Source organism: Rufibacter soli (assembly GCF_054781795.1).
In genome coordinates this window covers 2,423,410-2,450,313 of the sequence record NZ_BAAGTS010000002.1, presented here as the reverse complement: position 1 = coordinate 2,450,313, position 26,904 = coordinate 2,423,410, and the positions used below count along the sequence as shown (strand labels likewise).

General features: G+C 49.8%; 22 protein-coding genes and 1 tRNA gene. 12 read left to right on the top strand and 11 right to left on the bottom strand.

Annotated elements, in window-relative coordinates:
* Positions 1–89: 89 nt before the first annotated feature.
* Positions 90–1,337: a peroxiredoxin family protein gene (locus ACYVJQ_RS12295; protein WP_460893373.1), complete on the bottom strand. Its 1,248-nt coding sequence runs from the start codon at positions 1,335–1,337 to the stop codon at positions 90–92.
* A 151-nt stretch (positions 1,338–1,488) separates the two neighbouring features.
* On the opposite strand from ACYVJQ_RS12295, the gene ACYVJQ_RS12290 reads away from it, so the two are divergent.
* Positions 1,489–3,762 (top strand): aconitate hydratase, encoded by a 2,274-nt coding sequence (locus ACYVJQ_RS12290; protein ID WP_460893372.1) that lies wholly within the window; start codon positions 1,489–1,491, stop codon positions 3,760–3,762.
* A gap of 109 nt (positions 3,763–3,871) precedes the next feature.
* On the opposite strand, the gene ACYVJQ_RS12285 is transcribed toward ACYVJQ_RS12290, so the two are convergent.
* On the bottom strand, positions 3,872–6,694 hold the full coding sequence (locus ACYVJQ_RS12285) for a S8/S53 family peptidase (protein WP_460893371.1): 2,823 nt from the start codon (positions 6,692–6,694) through the stop codon (positions 3,872–3,874).
* A gap of 483 nt (positions 6,695–7,177) precedes the next feature.
* Between ACYVJQ_RS12285 and ACYVJQ_RS12280 the strand changes: the two genes are divergently transcribed.
* Both ACYVJQ_RS12280 and ACYVJQ_RS12275 read left to right on the top strand, forming a co-directional pair.
* The gene (locus ACYVJQ_RS12280) at positions 7,178–9,037 is read left to right on the top strand and encodes a PAS domain S-box protein (RefSeq protein ID WP_460893370.1); all 1,860 of its coding nucleotides are present in this window, start codon (positions 7,178–7,180) and stop codon (positions 9,035–9,037) included.
* On the top strand, positions 9,030–9,440 hold the full coding sequence (locus ACYVJQ_RS12275) for a response regulator (RefSeq protein ID WP_460893369.1): 411 nt from the start codon (positions 9,030–9,032) through the stop codon (positions 9,438–9,440). The genes ACYVJQ_RS12280 and ACYVJQ_RS12275 overlap by 8 nt, the downstream gene beginning before the upstream one ends.
* 192 nt (positions 9,441–9,632) lie before the next feature.
* Here ACYVJQ_RS12275 and ACYVJQ_RS12270 read toward each other — a convergent pair whose 3' ends face one another.
* Positions 9,633–9,929: a sll1863 family stress response protein gene (locus ACYVJQ_RS12270; protein WP_460893368.1), complete on the bottom strand. Its 297-nt coding sequence runs from the start codon at positions 9,927–9,929 to the stop codon at positions 9,633–9,635.
* 152 nt (positions 9,930–10,081) lie between these two features.
* Here ACYVJQ_RS12270 and ACYVJQ_RS12265 point away from each other — a divergent pair, with 152 nt between their 5' ends.
* From ACYVJQ_RS12265 to ACYVJQ_RS12245, 5 genes are all read left to right on the top strand, one after another.
* The gene (locus ACYVJQ_RS12265) at positions 10,082–11,905 is read left to right on the top strand and encodes a TrkH family potassium uptake protein (protein WP_460893367.1); all 1,824 of its coding nucleotides are present in this window, start codon (positions 10,082–10,084) and stop codon (positions 11,903–11,905) included.
* 9 nt (positions 11,906–11,914) lie between these two features.
* Entirely contained in the window at positions 11,915–12,601 is a 687-nt protein-coding gene (locus tag ACYVJQ_RS12260; protein WP_460893366.1) for a potassium channel family protein, read from the top strand.
* 277 nt (positions 12,602–12,878) lie between these two features.
* On the top strand, positions 12,879–14,411 hold the full coding sequence (gene treF, locus ACYVJQ_RS12255; protein WP_460893596.1) for an alpha,alpha-trehalase TreF: 1,533 nt from the start codon (positions 12,879–12,881) through the stop codon (positions 14,409–14,411).
* A gap of 167 nt (positions 14,412–14,578) precedes the next feature.
* Entirely contained in the window at positions 14,579–15,769 is a 1,191-nt protein-coding gene (nhaA, locus tag ACYVJQ_RS12250) for a Na+/H+ antiporter NhaA (protein WP_460893365.1), read from the top strand.
* 165 nt (positions 15,770–15,934) lie between these two features.
* Positions 15,935–16,327 (top strand): response regulator, encoded by a 393-nt coding sequence (locus ACYVJQ_RS12245; RefSeq protein WP_460893364.1) that lies wholly within the window; start codon positions 15,935–15,937, stop codon positions 16,325–16,327.
* A 528-nt stretch (positions 16,328–16,855) separates the two neighbouring features.
* Here the strand turns inward: ACYVJQ_RS12245 and ACYVJQ_RS12240 are convergent.
* Positions 16,856–17,335, bottom strand: a complete 480-nt coding sequence (locus ACYVJQ_RS12240; RefSeq protein WP_460893363.1) for a response regulator — start codon at positions 17,333–17,335, stop codon at positions 16,856–16,858.
* 118 nt (positions 17,336–17,453) lie between these two features.
* On the opposite strand from ACYVJQ_RS12240, the gene ACYVJQ_RS12235 reads away from it, so the two are divergent.
* On the top strand, positions 17,454–18,548 hold the full coding sequence (locus tag ACYVJQ_RS12235; RefSeq protein WP_460893362.1) for a PAS domain-containing sensor histidine kinase: 1,095 nt from the start codon (positions 17,454–17,456) through the stop codon (positions 18,546–18,548).
* A gap of 264 nt (positions 18,549–18,812) precedes the next feature.
* The gene (locus ACYVJQ_RS12230) at positions 18,813–19,400 is read left to right on the top strand and encodes a YqaE/Pmp3 family membrane protein (RefSeq protein WP_460893361.1); all 588 of its coding nucleotides are present in this window, start codon (positions 18,813–18,815) and stop codon (positions 19,398–19,400) included.
* A gap of 212 nt (positions 19,401–19,612) precedes the next feature.
* On the opposite strand, the gene ACYVJQ_RS12225 is transcribed toward ACYVJQ_RS12230, so the two are convergent.
* The 4 genes from ACYVJQ_RS12225 to ACYVJQ_RS12210 all read right to left on the bottom strand — a co-directional run bounded on the left by ACYVJQ_RS12225 (position 19,613) and on the right by ACYVJQ_RS12210 (position 21,289).
* Positions 19,613–19,864 (bottom strand): hypothetical protein, encoded by a 252-nt coding sequence (locus ACYVJQ_RS12225; RefSeq protein ID WP_460893360.1) that lies wholly within the window; start codon positions 19,862–19,864, stop codon positions 19,613–19,615.
* Positions 19,865–19,941: 77 nt separating this feature from the next.
* Positions 19,942–20,418: a hypothetical protein gene (locus ACYVJQ_RS12220; protein ID WP_460893359.1), complete on the bottom strand. Its 477-nt coding sequence runs from the start codon at positions 20,416–20,418 to the stop codon at positions 19,942–19,944.
* Between the two features lie 306 nt (positions 20,419–20,724).
* Complete coding sequence (locus tag ACYVJQ_RS12215) at positions 20,725–21,045, bottom strand: hypothetical protein (RefSeq protein ID WP_460893358.1); 321 nt, start codon at positions 21,043–21,045, stop codon at positions 20,725–20,727.
* A gap of 172 nt (positions 21,046–21,217) precedes the next feature.
* A tRNA-Arg gene (locus ACYVJQ_RS12210) sits at positions 21,218–21,289 on the bottom strand.
* A 180-nt stretch (positions 21,290–21,469) separates the two neighbouring features.
* Between ACYVJQ_RS12210 and ACYVJQ_RS12205 the strand changes: the two genes are divergently transcribed.
* Positions 21,470–21,889: an organic hydroperoxide resistance protein gene (locus ACYVJQ_RS12205; protein WP_460893357.1), complete on the top strand. Its 420-nt coding sequence runs from the start codon at positions 21,470–21,472 to the stop codon at positions 21,887–21,889.
* Positions 21,890–22,051: 162 nt separating this feature from the next.
* On the opposite strand, the gene ACYVJQ_RS12200 is transcribed toward ACYVJQ_RS12205, so the two are convergent.
* The 3 genes from ACYVJQ_RS12200 to ACYVJQ_RS12190 all read right to left on the bottom strand — a co-directional run bounded on the left by ACYVJQ_RS12200 (position 22,052) and on the right by ACYVJQ_RS12190 (position 25,322).
* The gene (locus tag ACYVJQ_RS12200; RefSeq protein WP_460893356.1) at positions 22,052–22,891 is read right to left on the bottom strand and encodes a transglutaminase-like domain-containing protein; all 840 of its coding nucleotides are present in this window, start codon (positions 22,889–22,891) and stop codon (positions 22,052–22,054) included.
* A 110-nt stretch (positions 22,892–23,001) separates the two neighbouring features.
* Positions 23,002–24,201, bottom strand: a complete 1,200-nt coding sequence (gene sucC, locus ACYVJQ_RS12195; protein WP_460893355.1) for an ADP-forming succinate--CoA ligase subunit beta — start codon at positions 24,199–24,201, stop codon at positions 23,002–23,004.
* A 74-nt stretch (positions 24,202–24,275) separates the two neighbouring features.
* Positions 24,276–25,322, bottom strand: a complete 1,047-nt coding sequence (locus ACYVJQ_RS12190; RefSeq protein ID WP_460893354.1) for a glycoside hydrolase family 113 — start codon at positions 25,320–25,322, stop codon at positions 24,276–24,278.
* Between the two features lie 238 nt (positions 25,323–25,560).
* On the opposite strand from ACYVJQ_RS12190, the gene ACYVJQ_RS12185 reads away from it, so the two are divergent.
* A complete protein-coding gene (locus tag ACYVJQ_RS12185; protein WP_460893353.1) occupies positions 25,561–26,250 on the top strand; it encodes an ABC transporter ATP-binding protein in 690 nt (229 codons plus the stop codon).
* Positions 26,251–26,904: the final 654 nt, after the last annotated feature.

The following is a 26,904-nucleotide window of genomic DNA, read 5'->3' as shown; positions in this document are numbered from 1 at the left end:
ACTACCGATACTTGTCTTTGGAAACAACCCTAAATAAAAATGGCGTCCTTATTTAAAAAGGACGCCATTTCTTTTAGTCTATAGTGACTTTACTCGGCCAGCAACTGGTCAATGGTTTTATTGAAATCCTGCACGAACTCCTCATAGTATTTGCCAGTGCCGGGACCCGAGAAGCCTGTATGGATTTTGCGCACCTTGCCTTGCTTGTCTATGATGATAGTGGTAGGAAAGGAGAGCACATGGTTGAGAGCCGGTAAAGATTTTGCCACCAGTTCCTTGTCTTTGGTACCTGCTACCAGCAGGGTATAATCTACCTTCATCCGGTCACGCATTTTCTCAATGCGGGTTTTGGCCTTCTCAAAATCAGGGCTCACTTCATAGCCCAGGCCAACCACCTCTACACCGCGGCTTTTGTTTTTGGCGTACCAGGGGGCTAGAAATGCCGTCTCATCCATGCAGTTAGGGCACCAGGACCCGAAGATCTGCGCCACCACTACTTTGCCTTTGAATTTAGGATCTGTGAGGGACACTTTCTTGCCGGTCAGGTCTGGGAAGGAAAAGTCTAAACGGTCATAGCCGGGCTTCAGGTGGGTGAGGGTATCGGCTGAGGCCAGCTTAAAGTCTGGGTTACGCTTGGCGGTCCAGGTTTCGTGGCCGGCTTTGCCCGAATAGAAGTGCCCAGTTAAGGTGCTGTCTGCTCCGCCCGTGGCCGTGAATAGGTAGGCGTGGGCACCGTCAAAAGCAGAGAGCTTAAGTTCATTGCCAGAAACCTGGCCCTGCAGGTACCGGTAGTCGCCGGTGGTGGTGAGAAAAGTGCCGGTAAGAGCGTTGCCTTTCTGCACAAACTCACCAATGGAAGGGTAAGTCTGGCCGTCTTCTTCAGTGAAGTTTACTTCCCACTTGCCGTTTACGTTGAGGGCTGGTTTGGCGGGGTTTTCAGAAAAACGGCTTGTTTTCCCGTGCTCGGCAGAGAAGGGCAGGCTGTAGGGTTCGGCTACATCTTTCCGCTCCCAACGGCCGGTTAGCTTGTTGCCGTCTACTTTGGCAATGAGGGCGGCGTCAAAAATATGCATCTGCAGGCGCACGCTGTCCTGGGCGTAGGAAATTTCATCAATCAAAATTTTCTCATCTCCGTTAATGAGATGAGCTACCTGCTTTCCGCCTTCCTCAGAAACGGTAAAGTTAAAAGGCATCTCCTGTCCGTTCACCGCAATGGTGCCGCGCCAAGGGCCTGTCTTTAACTCACTTGAGGTGGAGGGCGACGAACAGCCCTGCAGGCCCATGGCCGCCGCTAATAGCGTGAAAAAGGAATATTTAAAAAACGATTTCTTGTTCATGCTGCAAATCTACGGCTCCGGGTGGAATAAGTGGCAAAGGCCGCTAAAAACCTTTACGGACGCTGTTCATTTAAAAGTTTGTGTAGAAGTGTTTTGTTTGCGACTTTTGTGCGCGACGTTAAGCAAGAACTAAAAAATACAACGCAGATCTATGGCATTTGATGTAGAAATGATCAAGGCAGTGTATGCGCAGCTGGGTGACCGGATTGCAGCGGCACGTACGGCGGTAGGCCGACCTTTAACTCAGACAGAGAAAATTCTTTACGCCCACTTATATAACGGTGCTGCTACGCAAGGCTATGAGCGAGGTAAGTCTTACGTTGACTTCGCCCCAGATCGCGTGGCCATGCAGGATGCTACCGCCCAGATGGCTTTGTTGCAGTTCATGCAGGCGGGCCGCACTACGGCTGCTGTTCCTTCTACCGTACACTGTGACCACTTAATCCAGGCCCGCGTAGGTGCAGACCAGGATTTGGCTGAAGCCAACACAGAAAACAAAGAAGTCTATGATTTCCTGGCCTCCGTGTCTAACAAATATGGCCTGGGCTTCTGGAAGCCAGGTGCGGGTATCATTCACCAGGTAGTACTGGAGAACTACGCGTTCCCGGGCGGAATGATGATTGGTACTGACTCCCACACGCCTAACGCAGGTGGTCTGGGGATGATTGCCATAGGCGTGGGCGGTGCCGATGCCGTAGACGTGATGGCCGGTATGGCCTGGGAACTGAAATTCCCGAAAGTAATTGGCGTGAAACTGACCGGCAAGTTGAGTGGTTGGACTTCTGCCAAAGACGTGATCTTGAAAGTGGCTGGTATCTTGACCGTGAAAGGCGGTACCGGGGCCATTGTAGAATATTTTGGCGAGGGTGCCAACAACCTGTCTTGTACCGGTAAAGCCACTATCTGTAACATGGGTGCTGAAATCGGAGCTACTACTTCCGTGTTCGCCTATGACCAGAAAATGAAAGAATACCTGGTAGGTACTGAGCGCGCTGAGATTGCTGAGGCCGCCGACCAGGTTGCCCAACACCTGCGTGCCGATGACGAGGTGTACGCTGACCCGGCTTCTTTCTATGACCAACTGATTGAGATTGACCTGAGCACCTTGGAGCCACACGTGAACGGACCGTTCACTCCAGATGCCGCCTGGCCTATCTCTCAGTTTGCCGCTGCTGTGCGTGAGCACAACTGGCCAGCCAAACTGGAAGTTGGTTTGATCGGTTCCTGCACTAACTCTTCTTATGAAGACATTACCCGCGCTGCCTCCGTGGCCAAGCAAGCCACAGACAAAGGATTAGCGGTAAATGCAGAATACACCATCACCCCAGGCTCTGAGGTAGTTCGTTTCACTACTGAGCGTGACGGTTTACTAGATACTTTCGCGGAGATTGGTGGGGTAGTATTGGCTAACGCCTGCGGACCTTGCATTGGGCAGTGGGCCCGTCACACCGACGATCCTAAGCGCAAAAACTCCATCATCACCTCGTTCAACCGTAACTTCGCCAAGCGGAATGACGGTAACCCCAACACCCACGCGTTCGTGGCCTCTCCTGAGATTGTGACCGCCTTCGCTATTGCCGGTGACCTTACCTTCAATCCACTCACAGACACCCTTACCAACAAAAACGGTGAGCAGGTGAAACTGGATGAGCCTATGGGTATTGAATTGCCGGTAAATGGTTTTGCTGTGGGAGACGCCGGTTACATTGCCCCTGCTGAAGACCCAAGCGCAGTTTCCATTGTGGTAGATCCAACCTCAGACCGTCTGCAGTTGCTGGAGCCTTTCAAGGCCTGGGATGGACAAGACCTGACAGGGTTGAAACTGTTGATCAAGGCACAAGGTAAGTGTACTACTGACCATATCTCTATGGCTGGTCCGTGGCTGAAATACCGTGGGCACTTAGATAACATCTCCAACAACATGTTGATTGGTGCTATCAATGCCTTTAACGGTGAGGCCAACAAAGTGAAAAACCAACTGACTCGCGGAAGCGGTTACGAGGAAGTTCCTCAGGTGGCCCGTACCTACAAAGCGGCCGGCTTAGGGTCTGTGGTAGTAGGAGACGAAAACTACGGTGAAGGTTCTTCCAGAGAGCATGCCGCCATGGAGCCGCGTCACCTGGGCGTGAAAGTGGTATTAGTGAAATCTTTTGCCCGTATCCACGAGACTAACCTTAAGAAGCAGGGGATGCTAGCGCTTACCTTCGCCAACAAAGAGGATTATGACCGCATTGAGGAGGAAGACGTAATTGACATCATCGGACTGACTTCTTTTGCTCCAGGCGTTCCTTTGAAAGTGAAGTTGACCCACAAAGATGGCTCTACCTATACTTTTGAGGCTAACCACACTTACAATGAAGGCCAGATTGAATGGTTTAAAGCCGGGTCTGCCCTTAACCTGATCCGTTTGCAGCAAAATGCCTAAACAGGGCAATTCATAAAAAAGGAAAGGCGGCCCCATGGCCGCCTTTCCTTTTTTATACCCTTTTCCGTTTTGAGCCCGTTTTTCAAAAAACGGGCTTAAAACGGAATTTCTATTTAGAAAGCATGAGCTTTTTAGTGACGGTGCCGGCAGCAGAGGTAAACCGCAGATAGTAGATACCAGAGGCCAGATGGGAGAAGTCAAAGGATACCTTGTCTGCGCGCTGGAAAACGCCCTGCGGGGAAACTTCGCCTTGGCTGTTCACCAGCTGCACGGTAACCGCGGTCTGGTGCATAGCCGTAGGCAAGGTAACGGTTACCTGCCCCTGTGATGGGTTAGGGTAAACGGTGATACCATTGGCCGGTAACAAACCAGGGGAGGAAGTGACCGTACGGGTGGTTTGCAATTGCTGGTATTTCCGTAAGGCCGCTGCTGCGCTTTGCGTGATTTCTGAACGAGTGGTGCCCGCAACAATGGCAAATGTGACGGTGTCATGCTCATTAGGGGGTAATTTCTTAATAGGACTGGAAAGAAGCATAGACACATCTTTGCCGGCGTCAAACCCCGCCTTTTCCCGTTGTACCCCCCCAGACATGGCCAGGTATTTTTCCTGCGCCGAGAAACCGTCACTTAAGTTGATGGTGCCCGGGGTGGCGGAAGAATTCTCCAGCGCATAAAAGCCAGGGTCACCCGCCGTAATTAATTGGATGCCTGTCCAAAGGGTGGTATCTGTAATATGTCTGATGTAGCCCAGTTTTAGCTGCTTGTCCCATTCTACCACGTTTTTGGAGGCCGCAAGAACGTCCCAGTCAGTGAAAAGGCCGGCATACGCGTTTTCAATGGGGGCTGTGGTACGGTTGGTCAGCACGTATTCCAGCAGCACAAATCCCCTGTTAGGGGCTTCTTTCCAGGCAAAGATATTCTGCTGTATTTTCAGGCTTTTGTTTTTGGTCGCGGTCAATGAGTCTTCCATCATGTTAGACGCATGAAAGTCGGCGTATGGGGAATTAACCGTCCGGAAGAGGGTAGAAACGGAATAAAAATCATTGTCAGTGCTTCCTTTTTCGTTTCTGATGTTATCAGAGACATAGGTAGGGGAGTAGCCAATAAGCAAGCCGCCCTCTGCCAAAAGCGGAGAACTGCCGCGGTACGTCACCCCTTTGCCTTGGCTATAAATCAACCCGTTGTACCCAATATTACCCGTGCTCATGACAGACACCAGCAAATCATTGACATCAGTGGTCAGGAAGCTCGGGTTCAGGATCAGCTTCAAGTATTGAAAGTCTGTGTAGGACCCATCTGAAAAGCTGAAGCGTAAATCAATGGTAGTGTTAGAAGGCGTGTTGGCGTCAATTTTTATCTTGAAGGGCGTGGCTTGGTTACTGGTGCTGGCCAAGGTAGACATGACACCCAAGCTAGCCTTTTCTTGCAGAATCTTCACGTACGGGCTACCAGAAGAGATAGAGACGGTAAGCGCAGACAAGGGCTGCAGGTAATTGGTAAAGGACCCCGCCAGTTGTACTTCCTCCCCGGGCAATAAACCGCCACCGTTCACCAGGTTAACTTCGGTTACCCTCACAGATTTAGTGGTGGTTTCTGCAAGGGCCCGGTAAACATTCAACCTGCCTTTTCCCAACTTCTCATAATAAGGAGCATTGCCGGGTATATTATAGATTTCATCAGACGTGGCCCGTAACCTTTCCGCTACCTGAAGGGCGGTTAAAGAAGGGAAACGGCTTCTAACCAGCGCGGCGGCACCCGCTACCAGGGGCGAGGCATAAGAAGAACCAGAACCAGACCCGTACCGGGAGTCACTGGCATTATTAGTGGAAAAGGCGTCTACCCCTAAGGCTCCTAGGTCTATGGCAAAGCTGAAGGTATGCGAGGCTCCTTTCACGTCATTTTTATCTAAAGCCCCCACAGACAATACATTCTGGTAGGAGGAGGGGTAAAAATCAAGTTCAGCGTTGGTGTTGCCCGCGGCGGCCACTATGACCACATCTTTGTTAATGGCAGCATAGTTGATCACGTCCTGTTCATAGGCAGAATAGAAGCTGGCGGCGCCCCAGGAGAGGTTGATCACCTTCACGCCGTGGTCTGCCGCATAGACAATAGCCTCATAGCCCCTAAAGGCGCCGTTTGCCTGAGAAGAAAATACTTTGATAGGTAAGAATTTGCATTTATAACCAATCCCAGTAATCCCTACGCCATTGTTGGCTTGCGCCGCGGCGAAGCCAGTTACGGTGGTACCGTGGCCATTAGCATCGGCGGAGGGGTCATTGTCTCCGTCAGCTAGGTCCCAACCCCTGAAATTGTCCACGTAGCCGTCTCCGTCATTGTCAATTCCGTCAATGGGGTCAGCGTAATTGTATTTAAGGTTTCCCCGCAGGTCTTCATGCGTAAGGCGTACGCCCGTGTCCAGAATTCCAATGACTACGTTGCTGTCGCCTTTTGAAATGTCCCAGGCCCTGTAGGCATTAATGATTTTGAGGTAGTTCTGGGAACCTGACACAGAATCTGCCAGGGGGTCATTGGGAATATGCAGGGGTTCATACACGTAGAGGGGTTCTACATATTCTACCAGCCCGGTAGCTAGCAAGTCCTTCTTTATCTGCAGGAAAGACTGCCCGGGAGTATAACGTAACTGATAGATCAGGGAAAGGTTTACGGCATTTTTTCCGGGGGCTTTGCCCTGTGCCCTGGCAGCGGCCTGCGGAAACTTCTGGGCCGCCGGGGTAGCGGCCACCCGTTGCACCACTTGTTGCACCAAGGAAGCACCAGCGCTTTTACCCAAGGCCTGGGCCGCGGTTGGCTTTAGTTTAAACACCAGGGTAAAGGGTTCTGTTTTTGGTGCAGACTGGGCCAGGATGGTTCTACTGGCCAGGGAGCACAGTAAAAGGCCTATCAAGGACAGAACTAGGTAAAAGTTTTTCATTTAACTAAAGGTAAATTTTTTTCAAAGGCAATTAGTTTTTTGGCTGAAGAAAGCGGCAATTCTAAACTAGGAAATGAGGGAGGGGATACAGGCTTAATTACGGGAAGCCCGCCTATAAGTCTTGGTTGGGCGCTGTTCTTTATAAAGTACTTTTTGTGTTTAAATAAGAATTTGTAAATAATTTATGATTAGCGGCAGAAAGTGGTCGCTTTTAAGCAGAATCTTACCTATTTTATACGTTCCTAGGCATTTTTGGGAGTTTTTAGAGCGCTAGATCTCGTGTAAATTCTTTCATTGTTTTGATAAGGGGTACCTTTTGCCTATAAGTAAAATTAAAAAATAGCTTTCTTTTTAGTTGGGTGCTCTATTGAATTATAAGAAGGAGAGTAGCAGGTTATGCCCGCTGCTTAAGTAGTTGACAGTATTACCAATAAAAAAGACAAATGGTTTCCTTTTGAAGAGAAACCAAGAAAACAACCGCGTATGAAGTCTCTCTCAGAGGAACCCTTTGAAATTCCGAAGGATGGGTATTATAAACTTTTGTTTGAAAGTAACCCTCTGCCCATGTGGGTTTTCAATACCCAAACGCTTCGGTTTGTGATGGTGAATGCCGCCGCCGTAAGTCTGTATGGCTATTCTGAGGAAGAATTCACCCAGATGACCATCAAAGACGTGCGGCAGAAATGCCACCTGCCCAGATTGCTGGAAGTGGTTTCAAAGGAAAGAGGTACCCTAAGCCAGGCCGGGGAATGGGAACACCGCAAAAAGGACGGGACCCTGTTGCAGGTAGAGGTTCATTCGCATGCGTTAGAAATGCCAGGAAAGAAAGACTACCGGTTAGTGGTGGTCCATGACCTGACAGCCAAAAAACTAGCCGAAAAGCAATTGCTGGAACTAGAGAGCCGGGCCCAATCTATCCTGAACAATATTGCCAGCATTATTTTCTCCTTCAACTCCAACATGGAGATGATTTACGTGAGCCCACAGTGTGAGACCATTTTGGGCTATACCCCAGACGAGTTTTATGCAGACAAGAATCTGTGGTTTGACCTGGTACACCCCCTGGACCAGCATTTATTTAAAGAGGCGCTTCCCAAACTCAAAGTATCCAGTGACCAATTTCAGGTAGAGTACCGGATTAAAACCAAAACCGGCGAAGATAAATGGCTGATAGCCCGCTGTTCTTCTAAACTGGATGAGCATGGAAACATGCAGCGCCTGGACGGAAGCTCCAATGACATCACCTTGCGGAAAAGGACAGAGGAAAAACTGAAGTTTGCTGACCTTTCCATTGAGCACGCCGCCGAGGCCTTTCTCTGGGCCAGGGTAGACGGTCGTATTCTGCGGGTAAACAAGGCCGCCATTGCCTTGCTGGGCTATACAGAGGAAGAGCTATTGGCGCTCACCATCTTTGAGGTAGCCCCTTCGCTGTCACGCAACGCCTGGGACCGCCAGAGTACCGGTGAAGAGCCCTTGGCCTACAAAACCATTGAGATCAACCTGCGGGCCAAAGCAGGGCAGGAGCACCCCGTAGAAATGCATTTCAACCTTTTTGGCTTTGAGCAGGAGAATTTCAGTTTTATCTCCATCAGGCAAATAAAAGACCGGAAACAGGCCGAGGCCGAGAAACTAAGCCTCACCGAGGAAATGGCGCGGCAAAATGAGCACCTGAGGCAGTTCGCCTACATTGTCTCCCATAACCTAAGGGCCCCGGTGGCCAATATCATGGGGCTTACCAGTCTGTATAACCGCCGAAACCTGCTGGACCCGGTAAACCCGGTGCTCATCAATAAGCTGGAAAGAACCTCGCACAAGCTGGACTCCACCATTAGGGACCTCAATGAGATTCTCACCATCCGGAGCAAGGTAGACCAGCCCCTGGAGGAGGTAGATTTACAGGAAGTGCTGCAAGATGTGCAGGAAAGCGTGGCTTTACAGTTGTACCATGCGTCTAGTAAACTTTCGGTAGATTTTTCTGCGGGTAGAAAGGTACTGGCTTACAAAGGCTACGTACACAGTATACTTTTGAACTTGATTACCAATGCCATTAAATACCGGCGGCAAGATTGCAGTTTGCAAATTGGCATTAAAACAGTATTTTCAAACGAATTTTTATGCCTGCAGATTCAGGACAACGGCACAGGCATTGACCTGGGTAAACAGGGCTCAAAGGTGTTTGGACTTTACCGCCGGTTCCACCCTCACATTGAGGGAAAAGGATTGGGCCTTTACATGATTAAAACCCAGATAGAGACCATTGGAGGTTGGGTAGACGTTGACAGTGAAGTAGGCCAGGGATCAACGTTCAAAGTTTTTTTCAAGTACCCCCTAACGCATGAGTAAGTACAGGAAAGTTTTTTTAATTGACGATGATGAGATCCACAACTTCTTATGCGAAAGCGTGATAAGGAGCCAGCACTTTGCAGACACCATCAACAGTTATTTATGGGCCGAAGACGCCCTGGAAAACCTGAACCAACTGGTAAAAGAGACGCCGCAGGAGTTTCCGGATATCATTTTCCTGGACATTAATATGCCCGGCATGGATGGCTGGGAGTTTATTGAGGAATACCAAAAATTCCCGGAGGAGGTAACCAAACGGTGCTTGCTTTTCGTGCTGTCATCAGCGGTAGATAAGAACGACATCCTGCATGCCCGCAACCTCTCTGAGGTAAACGACTTTTTCTCCAAGCCCCTTACGCCAGATATCCTCAACATTATTTCTGAACATTACGCCAACCGATAAGCCTACGTTTTAAGCCTGTTTTACCAAAAATGTGCTTAAAACACAGGCGTATCTGTAATGGATTTCAGGGTGTAGGCTAGGTAGATTCACCTGCACTAGTTACCTCACGCACCTGGCACGCAAACGAAAGGCCCTGGCTGTTTTAGGACTGTTTTTTGAAAAACAGGCCTAAAACAGCCAGGGCCTCTGCCGTTAGAATAATTTTTTTATCCCTTCGGCCAAATCATCCAGACTGTTTTTAATTTCCTGCCAGGTACTGTCTGTGGCGCTGGAGGAGTTTTCCAGTTTTTGGGCAATAAGGGCGCGCTTGGCTTCCAGGGCGGCAATATGCTCATGGTAGGTGTGCGGTGAATCTGCGGTGGTGGCGTTTGCCCTGCCTTGCAGCACCTTTATCTTGGCGTCCAGTTCCTCTAAGCTCTGCCGTATCTCTTTTTCGTTCAGGTGCTCGGGGGCTCGCATGTTCTCAGGCTTCAGGTTGTAGGTATCCATAAATTTAGGAAAGTAAGGTTGATTTGCCTTTTAAGTACTTGGGTGAGCAGAAAATGTTTGGGCTTCTGTACATTTGTTGCGTATACAAGGGGCGTTTGGGAGAACCAGAAGGGTGAAGTGGGTAGGACAGCGGTGTCTGAGATTACAATTTTATGAAGCTGAAAAACAATAAGTCTTCCCTTACACCCTTGCAGGCCGCCTTTTATAACACGCCGCGCATTGTAGGCGTGTTAGATACGTTCCTGCTTTACTTCAGTACTGCGGGGCTATTGGTATTCTTGTATGACATTGGGTTTGAGCATGTACCTTCTGAACTAAGATACCTCCACTATTTCTACCATTTTTATTTTCTGGTGGTACTGGTCAGCGTAGCCATAAGAGGGGGCGTAATGTTAAAAAGTAGGGCCAACAGGCCATCCCTTATCTTTGAAGGCCTGCTGCTAACCTTCATGTTCCTGGTGCTGGTGGCGCGCCTGGTGCTAGATAACCAGGTTACCCATGCCAGCAGTCTCCTGCATTTCTTTGACAGCGAACAGCCTATCTATTTTATCATCTTCTATGTTTTCTTCATAGAGCTGTCTAAAAAGACCCTTCTTTTCTACCGGGGTACCCTGCACCCGGCGCAGATGTTTGTGCTTAGCTTTTTGTTTCTGATTGCGGTAGGCACTTTTTTGCTCCTGTTGCCCCAAGCCACTTATGAAGAGATTTCCTTTGTAGATGCCCTGTTCACAGCCACTAGTGCGGTGTGCGTTACCGGTCAGGTAACCCTAGACGTGGCCACTGTTTTCACCCCGGCGGGGAAAGTGATCATTCTTATCCTCATCCAGGTGGGCGGATTGGGGATCATGACATTTGCCAGCTTTTTTGGGATCTTTTTCCAAGGCTCTTCACTCAAGGGGTCATTGTTCATGAAAGACTGGCTCAATGAAGACAACCTGGGGCAGATCACCAGAACGCTGTTTAAGATTGTGAGCTTTACTCTGGGGGTGGAGTTGTTGGGGGCTCTATTGGTGTTCTGGTCCTTGCAGGGAGTGCCAGACGCGGTTTTCCCAGACAAGGCCAGCTTCTCGGTTTTCCATGCCGTCTCGGCGTTTTGCAACGCTGGCTTCTCTACCCTTAGCCTGGGCTTATACGACCCGGTGGTGAGGTTCAACTATCCCTTGCAGTTGATCATTGCCGGGCTTATCATTGCCGGCGGCTTAGGATTCCCTATTGTTTTTAACCTGAGCAGGTACCTTAGGTATAAGGTTCTGGCCCAGATAGAACGGCTAGGCACCAGCAACCGGGCCAAACACGCCCCCAGGGTCTTGAATGTGAATACCCTCCTGGGGGTGATTACCACGTTGGTGTTACTGGCACTGGGCACCTTCCTGTATTTTTTACTGGAGAAGAATAACACCCTGGCCGGGCATAGTATCTGGGGTAAACTGGTAGGGTCCTTTTTTGGGGCGGTTACCCCGCGCACCGCTGGTTTTAACACCGTAAACCTGGCGGCCCTGACGGCGCCTACCGTGCTCCTTTACCTATTGCTCATGTGGATTGGGGCGTCGCCGGCGTCTGTGGGCGGGGGTATTAAAACCACTACCTTCGCGCTGGCAATTCTTAATATTGTAAGTTTGGCCCGGGGCAAGGACCGGGTAGAAATCTTTGGCCGAGAAATAGAGCAGGAGTCAGTGTACAAGGCGTTTGCCATTATTCTGTTGTCTTTGCTGGTCATCGGCATGGCCGTTTTCCTTATCACCTTCTTTGACCCGCACCTGGGGCTGGCCGCCGTGGCGTTTGAGTGCTTCTCGGCGTTTAGTACGGTGGGGCTTACCTTAGGCATTACCACCCTGTTGAGCACCCCAAGCAAGGTGGTAGTTATTATCACTATGTTTTTAGGGAGGGTTGGCACGCTTACCTTGATTGTGAGTCTGTTGCGGAAGGTGGGCTCGCTGCGGTATCGCTACCCTAAAGAAACCATTATCATTACCTAAAAAAGAAGTATGCGCTATATAGTAGTAGGATTAGGGTATTTCGGTTCTTCCCTTTCCATGCGGTTAACAGAGATGGGCCATGAGGTGATTGCCGTAGACAAGGACATGCACAAGGTAGAAGCCTACAAAGACAGCGTGACCCACACCATTTGCCTGGATGCCAGTGATATGCCCTCGTTGGCTACCTTGCCCATTGCCGAGACGGATGTGGTGCTGGTGGGGATTGGCGAAGACTTTGGCGCCTCTGTTATGGCCACCGCTATTTTCAAGCAATTAGGCGTGAAAAGGCTCATGAGCCGGGCCATTTCACCATTGCACCAAACGGTACTGGAAGCTATTGGGGTAGACCAAATTATCAGGCCAGAGCAGGAAAGCGCTGAGCGCTTGGCCAAGAAACTGGAAATGCGCGGCGTGATTGACTCCTTTGACCTGACCGAGGACTACAACATCATTGAAGCCACGGTGCCTAATCGTTATGTGGGTATGACCATTGCAGAGTCCAATTTCAGGGCAAAGTACCAGGTGAATGTGCTTACTATTCTGCGCCACCGCGAGACCAAGAACCTGTTTGGCAAAACGCAACCCAAGGCCACGGTATTGGGCGTAGTGAAAGCGGAAACCGTGTTTGAGGCCGGCGATATTCTGGTGATCTTCGGGAAGATTCAGGATATTGACCGTCTGTTGCATGAACGCTAATATCCCTTTTAGGGAACCTGTTTGTTATTTTGCGTTTTAAGGCTGTTTTTCTAAAAACAGCCTTAAAACGTTTTAGGTAGGCCATTGCGCTGGAAATAGGCGTACCATGACGGGCGCCAAAACATATTGAAGGAGAGGCAGGCAACAGGCCATGGAGGTAGTTTTATATCCTTTCCCGGAGATTTCTGCGTAATGACAGGTGTTCCCCAACTGTTATTCTATGGTCAATCCGTACGCCCGCCTTGCCTTAAATTTCCGTAGAAACCTTTTTTTGTTGGTGCTTTTTCTGGCGCTGGGTCTTTCAGGCCGGGCGCAGTTCAGGCCGCACCAGGAACTAGGAGACTTGTTTCGGCAGGTACAATTGGCACCCGTGTTCCTAGACTCCAAAACCTTCCCAGACTGCGTACCCCGGTCTGCCCCCGCCCAGATTCTTGGCGCGTATGAGCAGGAGAAAAACAAGCCCGGGTTTGACCTGAAAGCCTTTGTGCTGCGCCACTTTGAGTCACCGGCCACCCCGGGCAATGATTACCAGGCAGATCCCTCTCAGCCGGTAGCCGCCCACATTCAGGCCCTGTGGCCGATATTAACCCGCCAACCGCAGCAAACACAAGGCTCCCTTATTATCTTGCCCCACCCGTATGTGGTGCCTGGAGGCCGGTTCAGGGAAATTTACTACTGGGACAGTTACTTTACCATGCTGGGCCTGCAGGAAAGTCAACAAACCCAGCTCATCCAGCACATGGTAGATAATTTTGCCTACCTCATAAAAACCGTAGGGCACATACCCAACGGAAACCGCACCTATTACGTGAGCCGGTCACAGCCTCCGTTTTTTGCCTTGATGTTGCGGGTGCTGGCCCAACAGAAAGGCCCTGAAGTCCTGAAAACCTATGCCCCCGCCCTGGAAAAGGAATATGCTTTCTGGATGGACGGTGCTGCAGACCTGACCACCCAAAAACCAGCCTTCCGGCGGGTGGTCCTGCTGCCAAACGGAAGTATCCTAAACCGCTATTGGGATGATGACCCCTCGCCGCGCCCAGAGGCCTACAAAGAAGACGTGGCGGTGGCTAAGGCTTCAGGCAGAGACCCCAAGGAGGTTTACCGAAACCTTCGGGCCGCCGCCGAGTCTGGCTGGGATTTCAGCAGCCGCTGGTTTTTGGACGGCGCCTCCTTGGAGACCATCAGGACCACAGAACTGATCCCCGTTGACTTGAACGCCCTGCTCTACCACGTGGAAATCCTGCTTGCCGATATGGCCCACCTGCAAAACAACAAGGACCAGGAACAGGCATACCGGCAAAAAGCCCAAACAAGGAAGAAAGCGCTGCTGGCCCTGTGCTGGAATGCTTCTGACAATTTCTTCTATGACTATGACTTTGTGCGGCAGAAACAATCTGTGCACCCCACGTTAGCGGGCGTAGCACCCTTGTTTTTCTGTATGGCCACCAAAGCGCAGGCCAGGGGCGTGGCTAAGAAGCTGGAACGGGATTTTCTACGGCAAGGTGGTTTGCCGGCAACATTGGTATCCTCGGGGCAGCAATGGGATGCGCCCAACGGGTGGGCACCCCTGCAATGGATGAGCATACAGGGCCTTAAAGCCTATGGGCAAAACAAATTGGCCCATACCATTGCCCAGAACTGGGTTCGGCAGAACCTGGACGTATACCAGCAAACCGGAAAGCTCACTGAAAAATACAATGTAGAGCAGCCTGCTGGCCAAGGCGGTGGCGGCGAGTACCCCAACCAGGATGGTTTTGGCTGGACAAACGGGGTTTTGCTAAAGCTTTTGAATCAAATGCCGAAAAAGTAAAACCGGCCATTCACCTCTTTTTCAAAAACTGTTTTTAGCCTGTTTTTGCGAAACTGGCCTCAAAACAGCAACGCCAGCTTGCGGGAACAGTCTTGCTTGAAACCACTTAAAAATAGAACTGCTATCTTAGCCACAAGTGATCCTCCTCAGAAAGTATATAAACGCCTATGCTCAGCAAGCTTATCAATGTCCACGCCTACAAACGGTTTTTCCAGTCTTCCTCAGCGGGAGGTTTTCTCCTGATGGCCTTTGTGGCTATTTCCCTGCTAGTGGCTAATTCAGCCCCCGGTGATGACCTGGAACGTTTTCTGGCCCTGGAGGTAGGCTATGCTTCTGAGACGATCGGGCTGAAATACTCCGTCCTGCTTTGGGTGAATGACGGCTTGATGGCCATTTTCTTTTTGCTGGTGGGCCTTGAGATTAAACGGGAACTGGTGGAAGGGGAGCTGTCTTCGTTGAGTCAGGCGTCTTTGCCGGTATTTGCTGCGCTGGGTGGGGTGGTGGTGCCGGCTTCTATTTATGCGCTGGTGAACCTGGGTAGCCCCACGGCCGGTGGGTGGGGTATTCCCATGGCCACAGACATTGCCTTTGCTATTGGTATTCTCTCCATTTTGGGAAGCCGGGTGCCAGTGGCGCTAAAGATATTTTTAACGGCGCTGGCCATAGTAGATGACCTGGTGGCCATTCTGGTCATTGCTATCTTTTACTCTTCAGAGCTACACGTAAATTACCTGCTTTATGCGGCGGGCGTGATGATTCTGCTGGTAATGCTTAACCGCCTGGGTGTTAAACACCTCATTTTTTACCTGGTACCCGGCTTGGCTATGTGGTATTTTATTCACCATTCGGGGGTACACGCCACTTTGGCCGGGGTGTTGACGGCCTTTACCATACCCACTAACCAAACCGCCGAAGAGTCACCGCTGGAAAGGCTGGAGCACGCCTTGGTGCGTCCGGTGAATTTTCTCATCATGCCCATTTTTGCCTTGGTGAATACCAACATCCGGTTTGAGGCCGGCATGGTAGAAGGATTGGGAAGTCCTTTAGGGTTGGGTATTTTACTGGGACTCTGCCTGGGCAAACCGCTGGGAATACTGCTTCTATCCTGGCTTTCCTGTAAGGTGAAATTGAGTTCTTTACCAGAGGGCGTGTCCTGGGGGCATTTGGCGGGCGCGGGAATGCTGGCAGGGGTAGGGTTTACCATGTCCATCTTCATTGCCTTACTTTCCTTTGAAGAAGTAGCTTACCAAACCAATGCCAAGTTTGCCATCTTAACCGCTTCAGTCTTAAGCGGGGTGGTGGGGTATCTGGTCTTGAAAAAATACGGTGGCGGGCAGGCCTCTGCCAGAAAAGGATAAGGGAACGGGGAAAAATACACTTCTAAAAGACCCTGATATCTTAATTTGGGTCCGGGGTTTAAAATCTTAGTTAAAATGCAGTAAAATGCCCCCGCTTTTAGGCATTTTTACGGGTAATGTACTTTCTTTACAATATATACTAAGTCCCCCACCTAATTAGTACCCGTGAAAAGAATCAAGTCCATACTTCTGATAGAAGATGATGAGATAACCAATTTCCTTAACCAGACCGTCATTGAGGAGACGGGACTGGTAGACCAGATTATTGTAGCCGCAAATGGCTTGGAGGGTCTGGCCTATCTTCAGGGCTTAACCGGCCCGGAAGCATATCCCAACTTAATTCTCCTGGACATTAACATGCCGGTGCTAGATGGCTTTTCGTTTCTGGAGGAGTTTAACAAGCTTCCCATGGCCCAAGAAATAACTACCAAGGTGGTGGTGCTGTCTACCTCATCCAACGCCTCAGACCTGGACCAGATGCAGGCCCTGGGCATAAAACGGCACCTGACCAAACCCTTGAGCGAACAAGATTTCCGCGAGGTGATTAAGGAGCTGTAGCGCCAACTGTAAACGTACCAAAAGGGCCCCGGCGGTAGGCTTGGCAAGATTTCTCTTGTAAAGCTACGGCCGGGGCCCTGGTGCCTGAAACGCGAAACTAATCCCGCTTAGAGTCTCTTTTCTGTTGTTTTTCGGCTCTTTTTTCTTTCAGGCTTTTAGCTGGTTCCTTCTTTTTTGTTTCTTTTGAGGGTGATTTTCCTTTGGCCATAGTTGGATAGGTTAAGCGTGGATTCTAAGATAAAGAATTAAACAGATATTAAACAGCGTGCCCGGCAACATAAATGTTCCTGCCTGGGCCACGTTCCACCAGACGTTTACTTTATAGCCTATAAAAGGTTCTTTGTTGAAAGGTTGGGTGGAGGCCAGAATGAAAGCGTGCACCAAAAGACTGATGCCGTTTAAGAAGGGGTAAGGGAGGCAAAAATTTTCTAGTAAGTCTACCAGCCCAGGTTAGGGCGGGACCCCAATCCCAGTATAGCTTACTTCATGTAACTAAACAGGTCACCGGTAAGTGGCTACTCCTGAGAATTAGTTGTTAAACGTATGAAGATCCATTACGTCCATAACCTTTTCCTTGGTTAGCGGTTTACGTAAATAAGCAGATACCCCAAATTGCGCGGCCTGTTCCTGGTAAACCCTGTTTCCATAGTAGCTAAGCACCACTACTTTGGGCTCTGCGTGGTTGGGATGGTACATGTGGCGCAACTGCTCCAAAAACCCGAAGCCGTCAATGCCGGGCATTTTTATGTCAAGAAACAGTAACTCAGGAAACTTGTTGGTGCCAATGCGGCTTTTGATCAGGGCCAAAGCGTCTGCGGCATTTGTGGCAGTGGTTACCTTGCCGCCCATCCCCAGTGATTGAAGCAGGTCTTCTATTAGAAACAGGCTGGACGAGTCATCATCAATTACCAGAATCTCGCCTGTTTCCTGGTAATTTGGGTTTTGTTTTTGGATAGCAGGCATGGTGGTGGGGGCTTTACTAACGGTTACAATAACGAAGATAGCCATTATTTCCCGGTTTCCTACTATCAAATGTTAGGCCTGGGCTATATAGATAAAGTAACATATTTTTATAGTACACGTTTCAATGGGTTCTCTCAGGAATTTACCTTACTAAAATCTAAAAATGAAAACTACGGATGCTTCCTTTATCGGCGCTATGGTAGAGCAAGCGGCAGAAGCCTTCGGGCAGGCTTATTTTGTGTACCAATGCGGCCAGAACTCCCTTCAATACGCCAACCAGGCCTTTACAAAAATGTTTGGGATAGACCTTGAAAAGGTACGGCATGTTGCCACAGGCTTACTAGAAAGGGTGCACCCCGAAGACCGCGACTTTCTCTCTGACCAATACCGACAACTTCAGCACAGCCTTAGGCAAAGCGGAATTGAGTTCAGGGTGCAAGTGCCGGGCCAGGAGCTCAAGTGGATCTGCCTTTGTTGCACCGTGGTAGTAGCAGAAAATACCCGCTATGTGACAGGCTACGCCGAAGACATCACCAAACGGAAAGAATACCAAAACAACATTCTTAAGTTTAACTCCAAGAAGAATTCCACCCTGGAGATTCTTTCGCATGACCTGGCCGCCCCGTTCAATAACATTGAGGGCATGATAAAGCTGCTGGAAGCGGAGTTGAAGACAGCTAACCCCATGACGCTGGAGTTGATCCGGTACATCAAGGAAAACGCCACAAAAGGCTCAGACCTTATCCGGGATTTCGTGGATAATGAATTTCTGGAATCCTCACAGGTGGTACTACACAAAGAGCGGGTAGATATCACCCAGAAACTGGGCATCATGATGGATAATTACCAGCAATTTGGAGACACGCTGCTGGCTAAAAACTTTACCGCTAACCTGCCCTCAGACCCCGTATTTGTCTATCTGGATGTCATGAAGTTCATGCAGGTACTAAACAACCTGGTTTCTAACGCCATGAAGTTTACCCGCGAGAATGGCACCATCACCGTTACCTTACAACCCAAGACAGACACCATTCTCATCACCGTGGCAGACAACGGCATAGGGATTCCGGAAAACCTCAAGCCCTATCTGTTTGACAAGTTCACCAAAGCCCGCCGGGAAGGCCTGCGCGGGGAGAAAAGCGTAGGGCTGGGCATGTCTATCATCAGGAACATAGTGAACCTGCACGAAGGAAAAATTTGGTTTGAGAGCCAGGAAGGCCAAGGTTCTACCTTTTACGTGGAAATCCCCCAAAATTGATAGGTGTCCTAAGGCCACTGTTTAAAGCCTATTTTTAGAAAAACAGGCTTAAAATAGCTTCTCTGCTGGTTTGGAGGATAGTTAATGAATTGACTTGAAGCTGTATTTTAGCCGTAATTAATAGAACAAAGTAGAGAGATAACTAGTAAGAATCCTTATAGGCAATTTCTGGATATGCCACCGCCAGAGTAGGTGTGGAGCGGGCATAGGAAAGTTTGATTCATTTGAGGATTATCGTTTTACTAAATATTACTACTTAACGTTATGCAGCTTAAACATTTACTCCGGTTCATAATGGTACTGTGCTTAGGTCAGTTCCTGTTTGCCTGTAGTACCGCAGAGTATTATAGATTCTCGGCGGTAAAGCCAGAGCCTTATACCAAAGCGGTAGTGAAAGCAGAGCCCACCGTGGCACCAGACAACAATACTTTAGCAGAGGCCACTGTGGCTCCTACACCCGCCCTGGTTGCGGAAGAAAATACCTTAGAAGCCAGTACGGCAGCTCCCCGACCCGTCTTGATGGAAACAAAAGCCCCCGCGCCGGCACTAGCCATATCTCCTAAAACCGCCCCGGTTATGGATAAAGCCATTTCCTTGGAGAAAGCCCACGAAAAATTCAACAACCTGTCTAAGGCCGAGAAGAAAGACCTGAAACGGGAGTGGAAGAAGAACCTGCAGCAAAGTGATGTAAGCCTGGGCCTGAAGTTGGTTTTGGCTATTCTGTTGCCTCCGCTGGCAGTCTATCTGCATGAAGGTCTGGGCAGCCGGTTCTGGATCAGTATTCTGCTGACCCTACTGTTCTGGCTCCCAGGGGTTATTTTCGCGCTGTTGGTGGTCACTGATTCTATATAGATTGATAGAAAGTGTTTTCAAAAACCAGAAATCCCTACCGTTATTAGGTAGGGATTTCTGGTTTTTGGCTTGCAGGTGTTTTAATTGATTAGCGGCTAGGTTCTGTTTTGAACCTGTTTTCTGGAAATCGGGCTTAAAACAGAATTTAATCCAGGTTGCTGTTTTTTAACGAGGTGTTTTTTTAAGAGGAGTAAGCCAAAGGCACCTCTACCTCAACACATCAAAATCATTTTGTTATCACGGTAGATATCAATACCAATCCGGGATAATCTTTTGATGCTGATCCTTACCTCATAATGCACGGTTTCGCCGTTTTCGTCCCGCTCAAACAGGTGGTTTTCCCCGGCCAGCGACCTTTTTTCTGATACCACCTCGCCGTTGTATTTCACGGTTTCCACGCCGCTGTACGTATTATCTACCTCTATCTTGATGTTGTCGGTTAGATTTAGGGTAAGAAGGTTCATGGCCGTACAGCTGAGGTGAGAAAATAGGTTCCTTACCTTTATTAAACGGGCAAACCAAAAGGATGGCGCAGTTAGCTTTAGAATTTAAGGTTTACTCCCACGCCATTGCCGGTGAACCCAAATTTGATCTCATGGGAAGGGAGAAAGGCTTGTGGGTTGCTTTGGTTGTATGTATTGATGGCATTGTTAGCGTGTTTGTTGTAAGCCACTGAAAATGGAATACTCACCGCAATCAAGCCAGCGCCCACACCGGCCAAGGTCCAGTTAGGGTCCCCACCACCTATGGCAGATCCCAGGGGCCAGCCTACCAGCATACCGCCAGCAAAACCCAGTACTGAGCTTACATCGGCTTTGCCCTTGGCAATTTTCATTTCTTTGTAGGCCTCTGGGTTTGATTGGGTGGCCGCCAACAATTGCTTGGGAGTAAGGTTCTGGCCGTGTTGCCTGAACACCGTGGAGAAGCCTTTTTTCACTTCAATGGAGTCTGGCCGGCTTTGGGCAAACACTTGATTAAAGCTGAGTAAAACAACTAATAGGAGTAACGCTTTTTTCATAAAGGGTAGGTTTTAAGAATGGGTTTCAGTTAAACTGGCATTTGAGTAGATAAAAAGCTCAACAATTTATTGAAAAGTATCTACTTTGAAAAAGGGTAGGGTAAGGAAAAACATAACCAACAGTTGCTCCCTGAAGCATCAATAGCTTCCTGCTGAGGAGATGGTTATTCAAAGGCGCAAAAAGTGAAACAAGCCAGCTTTAAGCCACCAATACTTGTTGTAGCGGCTAGTTTACCTGATTGTGTGCTCTCCAAAACAAGGTACTTTGGGAAAGGATATTCCTTGTAATAGGGCGAAGAGAGTGCGTTAAATTTCCAGGGAAGTTTCAGGGGAACTGGCTTCTTTGAGGTAATAACTGATAACGGACTTGGCGAACTGCAATCCTTCTTCCACGTCTCCGTTCTCAATCTGCTTGCGGGCGTACTTCATTTTGAGTTTGCAGTAGTTCACAATGTGATGGGTCTGGTCCTCGGTGTACCCATCTGTGCCCAAGGAGCGCAGCACCTGCAACACACTTTCTATTTTCTGCAGCAGAAAAGGCATGCTCTCCTTTTCCTCTTCCTGCAGCCTGTTAAATTCCTCTAAGAATAGCCGCAGCTGCTCCGTCCCGATCTCCTTCTCTGACATGGTACTTGTTATGGATGCGTAAGAACTTTCTTATGCCGGGTGCAAGGAGCGTTCAGAGCTATTGACCGTGAAAGATAATTCCTTAACAATATATGGAAAAAGGCTTATATCCTTATCTGTTTAAAACAAAAAGCCCTCTCAACATCCAGCTGAGAGGGCTTTTTACTCATTGTGGCCGCGCCAGGAATCGAACCTGGATCGAGAGCTTCGGAAACTCCAATACTATCCGTTGTACTACGCGGCCTGGTATTGCGAGTGCAAATGTAGGAAATGCCGGGGTAGTTTAAAAGGGGCATTTGTCGTTTTTTGCCTGTTTTGCCAAAAACGCCTTTAAAACCCAAAAGTCTTTGGCTAGGGCAAAGAACAATTTAAAGGTAAATGAGTTTAGAAGAGAACAGGTTTTTAATTTCTAATCAGAACGACTATGAAAAGAGTGTATACAGCGGAGGTAACCGCTACCGGAGGCCGCACCGGCCATGTAAAATCAAGCGATGGTATTTTAGACATGCCTGTGCGGCTTCCAGAAGGCTTAGGCGGAAAAGGGGACGCCACCAACCCTGAGCAATTGTTCGCGGCGGGGTATGCGGCCTGTTTCCAGAGTGCCTTAATGCTGGTGGCCGGTAAGCAGAAAATACGCCTGGATGAAAAATCTACGGTAACGGCCCATGTGGGCCTAGACCAATTTGATAACGCAGGGTTTGGGCTGGCTGTACAGTTAGATGTGAAGATTGATGGCGTGGACAAAGCCAAAGCACAAGAACTGGTAGAGCAGGCCCACCAAGTTTGTCCTTACTCTGTGGGTACCCGAGGCAATATAGACGTACAGTTGAACGTGCTGGACTAAACAGTTTGGGCCAGCCTAAGCTGGAGAAATGAAAAACGGGCGCCTCTTTTTAAAAGAGGTGCCCGTTTGCGTTAGGCCTTAATCCTAGTATTTCTCCTATTGCAAAGGAGTGGGAGGGACCTTTTGTTTATGATTACCAAGGGTATAAATGACCAAGCAGGGTTAGGGTAGGTCGGGGTAAAAATCTGCCAGGGAATGGGTGTAGACCATGTTCTGGATAGGCATGGTTTTCTGGAATACGGTTAGGTTTTTTGCGCCTTTGGGCACCAACATGATACTGCCCAAGATCCGCTGTACGCCATAACGGTTGTCTAATTTGGTGTCAAAGTAAAAGAGGTAAGGGGCAATCCAGGAGAAGTACTCTGCCGCTTTCGTGCCAGAGAAAGATACCACTTTCAGGTCTGGCGCGCCGGCAGAAAGGGCCTGTTGCAGTTCAACGGCGCTCAAGGGGGTATTCTTGAGCATGGGAATCACGTCAAACTGCCCATCTACCATTACCCATTTTTTCTGGTCGCGTAAGTAGGCTTCTGCCACTACATGGCCCGCGCCGTAGGCAATGGTGTCTGTATGTTCCATTTTCAGGGCCAGGGTTCTGGCTGGAATGCCAATGGCGTTTAGGGCGCCGCTCACCACAATGCCATACTCCACACATCTAAACTGTTTTCCGGTTGCGGCTTCTTCCAAAATGGAGATAGGGTCGTTTTTGAGAGGAGTGTTGTCTCCGTTATGCTCCCACCGTTGCCTGGCCCAGCCACATATGGCTTTCACCTTATCAAAATCAGTTTTTTTGCCCACCACTTTGTCTAACCCGTAAGTGGTGCGCAACTTGGTGAGGTAAGCGTTGTCTGGAGTGCTATGCTGGTAAGTAGGGTTTATCTGCGAAGCCCGGTCAAAGGTAAGTACTTTGGTCTCAGGCAGGCTGGCTTGGGCAAGCAACTTAGAATTGCTACCTGTGTGCATTAGGGCCGTCAGGCAAAGGGTAACAAGGATATTCTTTTTCATAGGATGTATTTTATTAAGAGATATCCCTTCGTGCCAAAAGGTTGCCTGGGGTATATAAAAAAAAACCTTCCCATTGCTGAGAAGGCTTTTTAGTAAAAATATCTGGACGATTAGGCCATTTCTGCCAATACGTCTTTCACTTTCTGTGCAGCGTCTTTCAATAACACGGCAGAGTATACTTTCAAACCAGATTCATCAATGATGCGGGCGCCTTCCTCAGCGTTGGTGCCTTGCAGACGAACAATGATAGGCACGTTAATGGTACCAATGTTCTTGTAGGCTTCCACCACCCCGTTGGCTACACGGTCGCAACGTACAATACCCCCAAAAATGTTGATCAGGATGGCTTTTACGTTAGGGTCTTGCAGGATCAAACGGAAACCGGCTTCTACGGTCTGCGCGTTGGCTCCACCTCCTACGTCCAGGAAGTTAGCCGGCTCACCGCCCGAAAGCTTGATAATGTCCATGGTAGCCATGGCCAGACCAGCACCGTTCACCATACAGCCTACGTTACCGTCCAGCTTCACATAGTTCAGGTTGCTTTTGCTGGCTTCTACCTCCAAAGGATCTTCTTCGGCTAAGTCGCGCAGGTCAGCCAGGTCTTTGTGACGGAACAGGGCGTTGTCGTCTAAGTCTACTTTCCCGTCTACTGCCAGAATCTTGTTGTCTGAGGTCTTCAACACCGGGTTGATCTCAAACATAGAAGCGTCTGTGTCCACATAAGCGTTGTAAAGGCTGTTCAGGAACTTGGTGAACTCCTTGAAAGCCTCGCCCTGTAAACCGAAGGCAAACGCAATTTTATTAGCCTGGAACGGACGAAGACCAACTGCTGGGTCAATCCACTCCTTGAAGATTTTCTCAGGGGTGTGCTCAGCCACTTCTTCTATGTCCATACCGCCTTCTGTAGACGCCATGATCACGTTCTGTCCTTTGGCTCTATCTAGCAAGATAGAAACGTAATATTCTTTGGGCTCTGAGTCTCCAGGGTAGTATACATCCTGGGCTACCAAAACCTTGTTTACTTTCTTTCCTTCTGGACCGGTCTGGTGCGTAATTAACTGCATGCCAAGGATCTGACCAGCAATTTCCTTCACCTGCTCCAGGTTCTTGGCTAGTTTCACCCCACCGCCTTTACCACGGCCGCCCGCATGAATCTGGGCTTTGATTACGTGCCAGCCAGTGCCGGTTTCCTCGGTTAAACGCTTGGCAGCCGCTACCGCCTCTTCAGGGGTTTCTGCTACTATGCCTTCCTGAATTCTTACGCCGTAGCGCTTCAGAATGTCTTTCGCCTGGTACTCGTGTATATTCATGAGGTTAGGTTGATGATTTTAGGTGCACGAAAGTAAGGTTTACGGCTTACTTTTCAAAGTTGCCCCAGATATGTTTAATTGCCTTGCTGGTAATAACGGGCCATTACCCTGGCGGCGGGCAGGCCCTGGGGCGTGAAATCGCGGCGGGCCCGGCCCGAAGCGCGTACCGTGGGGTACCATTTCCAGATGAACGTGCCTCTGAACCAGGGTTTATGCCAGAAAGTGCGGTACATAGCCTCATACAACCGTTCCTGCGTGGCAGGATCTTCGGGCTCCGTCTGTTCGCCGCGGGCGGGCCAGGTCCAGGGTTCGGCGGCTGCATGCGGAATGTTGCGGTAGCCTACCTCGGTGAACACCACAGGTTTATTGAACTTGCGCTGCAGTTTCTCCAGGGCCCGCACATGGGGTTTCCAGGAGTCCAGCAGCGTGGTCAGGGGAGGGGCGGCTGCTTTGCTAAGCGGAAAATAGGCCTGCACGCCTATAAAATCCAGGTCATCCCAGAAAGGCACGTCTTCATATTCCTCGTTCCAGTTAGCGGCGTACGTGAGCTTGCCCCCATACACCTGCCGTACCTCTTTGATCAGCTTGCGCCATTCCTCTGGTTTTTCGGTGACGGTGAGGTGTAGTTCGGTGCCAATGCAAAGGGCTTCTATCTGCAGGGAATCTGCCAGCCGTGCGTAGTGGAGCAGCATGGTGCGGTAATTTTTAAACCAGGTCTGCCAGTCTTCCTCTGAAGTCATTTTGATAGTGCCCACCCAGGCGCCGCTTTGGTTACTCCTGAGCCAGATGTGCGGCTTGAGCAGGGTTTTGATGCCCAGGGAGCGGGCCAGCAAGGTGGTCTGGATGAGTCCGGCGTCCCGCTCTCCCCAATACCCGCGGTTGCTGCTGAAGGTGAGCTCGGGTTGGTCATGGGCCTTCTGCCAGCCAAACGGCGTCTGCGCTATCCATTCCACCCCATGATCCTTCAGGCTTTGCAACTGCTCCTTCGTCACAGTATCAGCTGCCACCCAGTTCACGCCCCGTAACAGCGGCATTTTAGGCATAGGCTGCGAGGGTGCCGATTGGCAGGCTACCAGTTGCAGCACTAGGCACGCGTACACTAACCAACCGAAAGACTTCATAGGCACAGAGTTATATCCAGAAAGATACGGGTTTTGCCGGTTTTCGGCCAGAAAAGGAGTGAAGCTGTTTTAGGCCTGTTTTCCGGAAAATGGCTCTAAAACAGCTCTTGGGGTCCTCTGCTACTAAGATGGGTTAGCGCTGGAAATAACTTTAAAAGTCGCCCGGCCGTTGAGGGGGGAGGGGTTAATTTCACGGGTAGGTTGCAAATGACCTGCCTTCCTTATTGTTTTGTAGTACATGAGCGCAGAGAAACCAGTTTTGTTGGAGGCCCGCGGGCTGTTTAAATCATACGGAAAATTACCTGTCCTGAAAGGCATTGACCTCTCCATTGGCGAAGCCGAAGTGGTGGCCATTGTGGGTGCCTCCGGGGCCGGGAAAAGCACGCTGCTGCATTTGCTGGGCACTTTAGACGCGCCAGACGCCGGCGAGGTGTACCTGCACGGCCAAAAGATCTCTGGCATGAGCAACAAAGAGGTGGCCCGGTTCAGAAACCGCAACATTGGCTTTATCTTCCAGTTCCATAACCTGCTGCCTGAGTTCACTGCCCTGGAAAATGTCTGTTTGCCTGGTTTCCTGGCGGACCGCGATGAGAAAGAGGTGGAGACCCGCGCCAAAGAATTACTCACCATGCTGGGCCTGGCCGACCGTTTGGACCACAAGCCTTCGCAGATGAGTGGTGGTGAGCAGCAACGTACTGCCGTGGCCCGCGCCCTCATCAATTCCCCCAAACTCATCTTCGCCGATGAACCTTCTGGCAACCTGGACTCCAAAAATGCCGATGAGTTGCACCAGATTTTCTTCAACCTTAGAAAAGACCTGGGCCAGACGTTTGTGATCGTCACCCACAATCCTGCCCTCGCTGATATGGCGGACCGCAAGCTTACCATGAAAGACGGGTATTTGCTGCAGCCAGAAGAAGTGTTGTAGGAAGGGATTTCTTAGGTTAGGTTTTTAAACTCGCTATGGTTGGTGTTTCTAGGGGCCAACGACTTTTCGCCGTTGTTGGTGTTCATAGGGGCCAACGACTCAGACTGCCTTTCTATCTGTTACAAAGCCTTAGCTTTCTAATTCTTCCTTACCAAGCCTCCAGGCTGGAGTGGCGGCCTACCCGCGTCTGTCACTTTTCTCCTTGATGAGAAAAGTAACCAAAAGAATCAAGAAGCCCCGAACTCGCTGCCGCTCAGACAGGCGGGGCTTCAGAAAGGTACCACCGGGTAAAAGTCCTCTATTCCATAGGAAGCTTACGCCACTGCTGCATGTTCAGCCATTGCTTGCCCCTGCCCATGCTTCGGGCTACGCGGTGGCGGCCCTCCGCAAGGTCCAGGGCAGAGGAGCCTACTGCTGCCTGGTCCGTTTCAAGGCCTACATCGCCCTGCGGGCGGAAGAAGGTACTGAAATGCTTGCTGGCAGAGCTGCCCTGGCGCCAAAGACCTCGTAGTGCGCGCAGCTCCTACGAGTGCCTGTGCCAAAGGCCTTAACCTAGGCAGTAAGGTATTAGATCTCGTTTGTGTAGGACAGGGCTTGACCTGTCCTTATTTCCAGCTGCTAGGGGGCTTGTTCCCTGTAATGATACTCCGTGAT

Excerpts from the sequence above, each read along its gene's own strand:
- ACYVJQ_RS12295 (WP_460893373.1), bottom strand. The coding sequence starts at position 1,337 with ATGAACAAGAAATCGTTTTTTAAATATTCCTTTTTCACGCTATTAGCG.
- ACYVJQ_RS12285 (WP_460893371.1), bottom strand. The coding sequence starts at position 6,694 with ATGAAAAACTTTTACCTAGTTCTGTCCTTGATAGGCCTTTTACTGTGC.
- ACYVJQ_RS12290 (WP_460893372.1), top strand. The coding sequence starts at position 1,489 with ATGGCATTTGATGTAGAAATGATCAAGGCAGTGTATGCGCAGCTGGGT.
- ACYVJQ_RS12275 (WP_460893369.1), top strand. The coding sequence starts at position 9,030 with ATGAGTAAGTACAGGAAAGTTTTTTTAATTGACGATGATGAGATCCAC.
- ACYVJQ_RS12220 (WP_460893359.1), bottom strand. The coding sequence starts at position 20,418 with ATGAAAAAAGCGTTACTCCTATTAGTTGTTTTACTCAGCTTTAATCAA.
- ACYVJQ_RS12225 (WP_460893360.1), bottom strand. The coding sequence starts at position 19,864 with ATGAACCTTCTTACCCTAAATCTAACCGACAACATCAAGATAGAGGTA.
- ACYVJQ_RS12230 (WP_460893361.1), top strand. The coding sequence starts at position 18,813 with ATGCAGCTTAAACATTTACTCCGGTTCATAATGGTACTGTGCTTAGGT.
- ACYVJQ_RS12260 (WP_460893366.1), top strand. The coding sequence starts at position 11,915 with ATGCGCTATATAGTAGTAGGATTAGGGTATTTCGGTTCTTCCCTTTCC.
- ACYVJQ_RS12205 (WP_460893357.1), top strand. The coding sequence starts at position 21,470 with ATGAAAAGAGTGTATACAGCGGAGGTAACCGCTACCGGAGGCCGCACC.
- ACYVJQ_RS12190 (WP_460893354.1), bottom strand. The coding sequence starts at position 25,322 with ATGAAGTCTTTCGGTTGGTTAGTGTACGCGTGCCTAGTGCTGCAACTG.
- ACYVJQ_RS12185 (WP_460893353.1), top strand. The coding sequence starts at position 25,561 with ATGAGCGCAGAGAAACCAGTTTTGTTGGAGGCCCGCGGGCTGTTTAAA.
- sucC (WP_460893355.1), bottom strand. The coding sequence starts at position 24,201 with ATGAATATACACGAGTACCAGGCGAAAGACATTCTGAAGCGCTACGGC.
- ACYVJQ_RS12280 (WP_460893370.1), top strand. The coding sequence starts at position 7,178 with ATGAAGTCTCTCTCAGAGGAACCCTTTGAAATTCCGAAGGATGGGTAT.
- ACYVJQ_RS12200 (WP_460893356.1), bottom strand. The coding sequence starts at position 22,891 with ATGAAAAAGAATATCCTTGTTACCCTTTGCCTGACGGCCCTAATGCAC.
- ACYVJQ_RS12215 (WP_460893358.1), bottom strand. The coding sequence starts at position 21,045 with ATGTCAGAGAAGGAGATCGGGACGGAGCAGCTGCGGCTATTCTTAGAG.
- ACYVJQ_RS12265 (WP_460893367.1), top strand. The coding sequence starts at position 10,082 with ATGAAGCTGAAAAACAATAAGTCTTCCCTTACACCCTTGCAGGCCGCC.
- ACYVJQ_RS12235 (WP_460893362.1), top strand. The coding sequence starts at position 17,454 with ATGAAAACTACGGATGCTTCCTTTATCGGCGCTATGGTAGAGCAAGCG.
- ACYVJQ_RS12240 (WP_460893363.1), bottom strand. The coding sequence starts at position 17,335 with ATGGCTATCTTCGTTATTGTAACCGTTAGTAAAGCCCCCACCACCATG.
- ACYVJQ_RS12270 (WP_460893368.1), bottom strand. The coding sequence starts at position 9,929 with ATGGATACCTACAACCTGAAGCCTGAGAACATGCGAGCCCCCGAGCAC.
- nhaA (WP_460893365.1), top strand. The coding sequence starts at position 14,579 with ATGCTCAGCAAGCTTATCAATGTCCACGCCTACAAACGGTTTTTCCAG.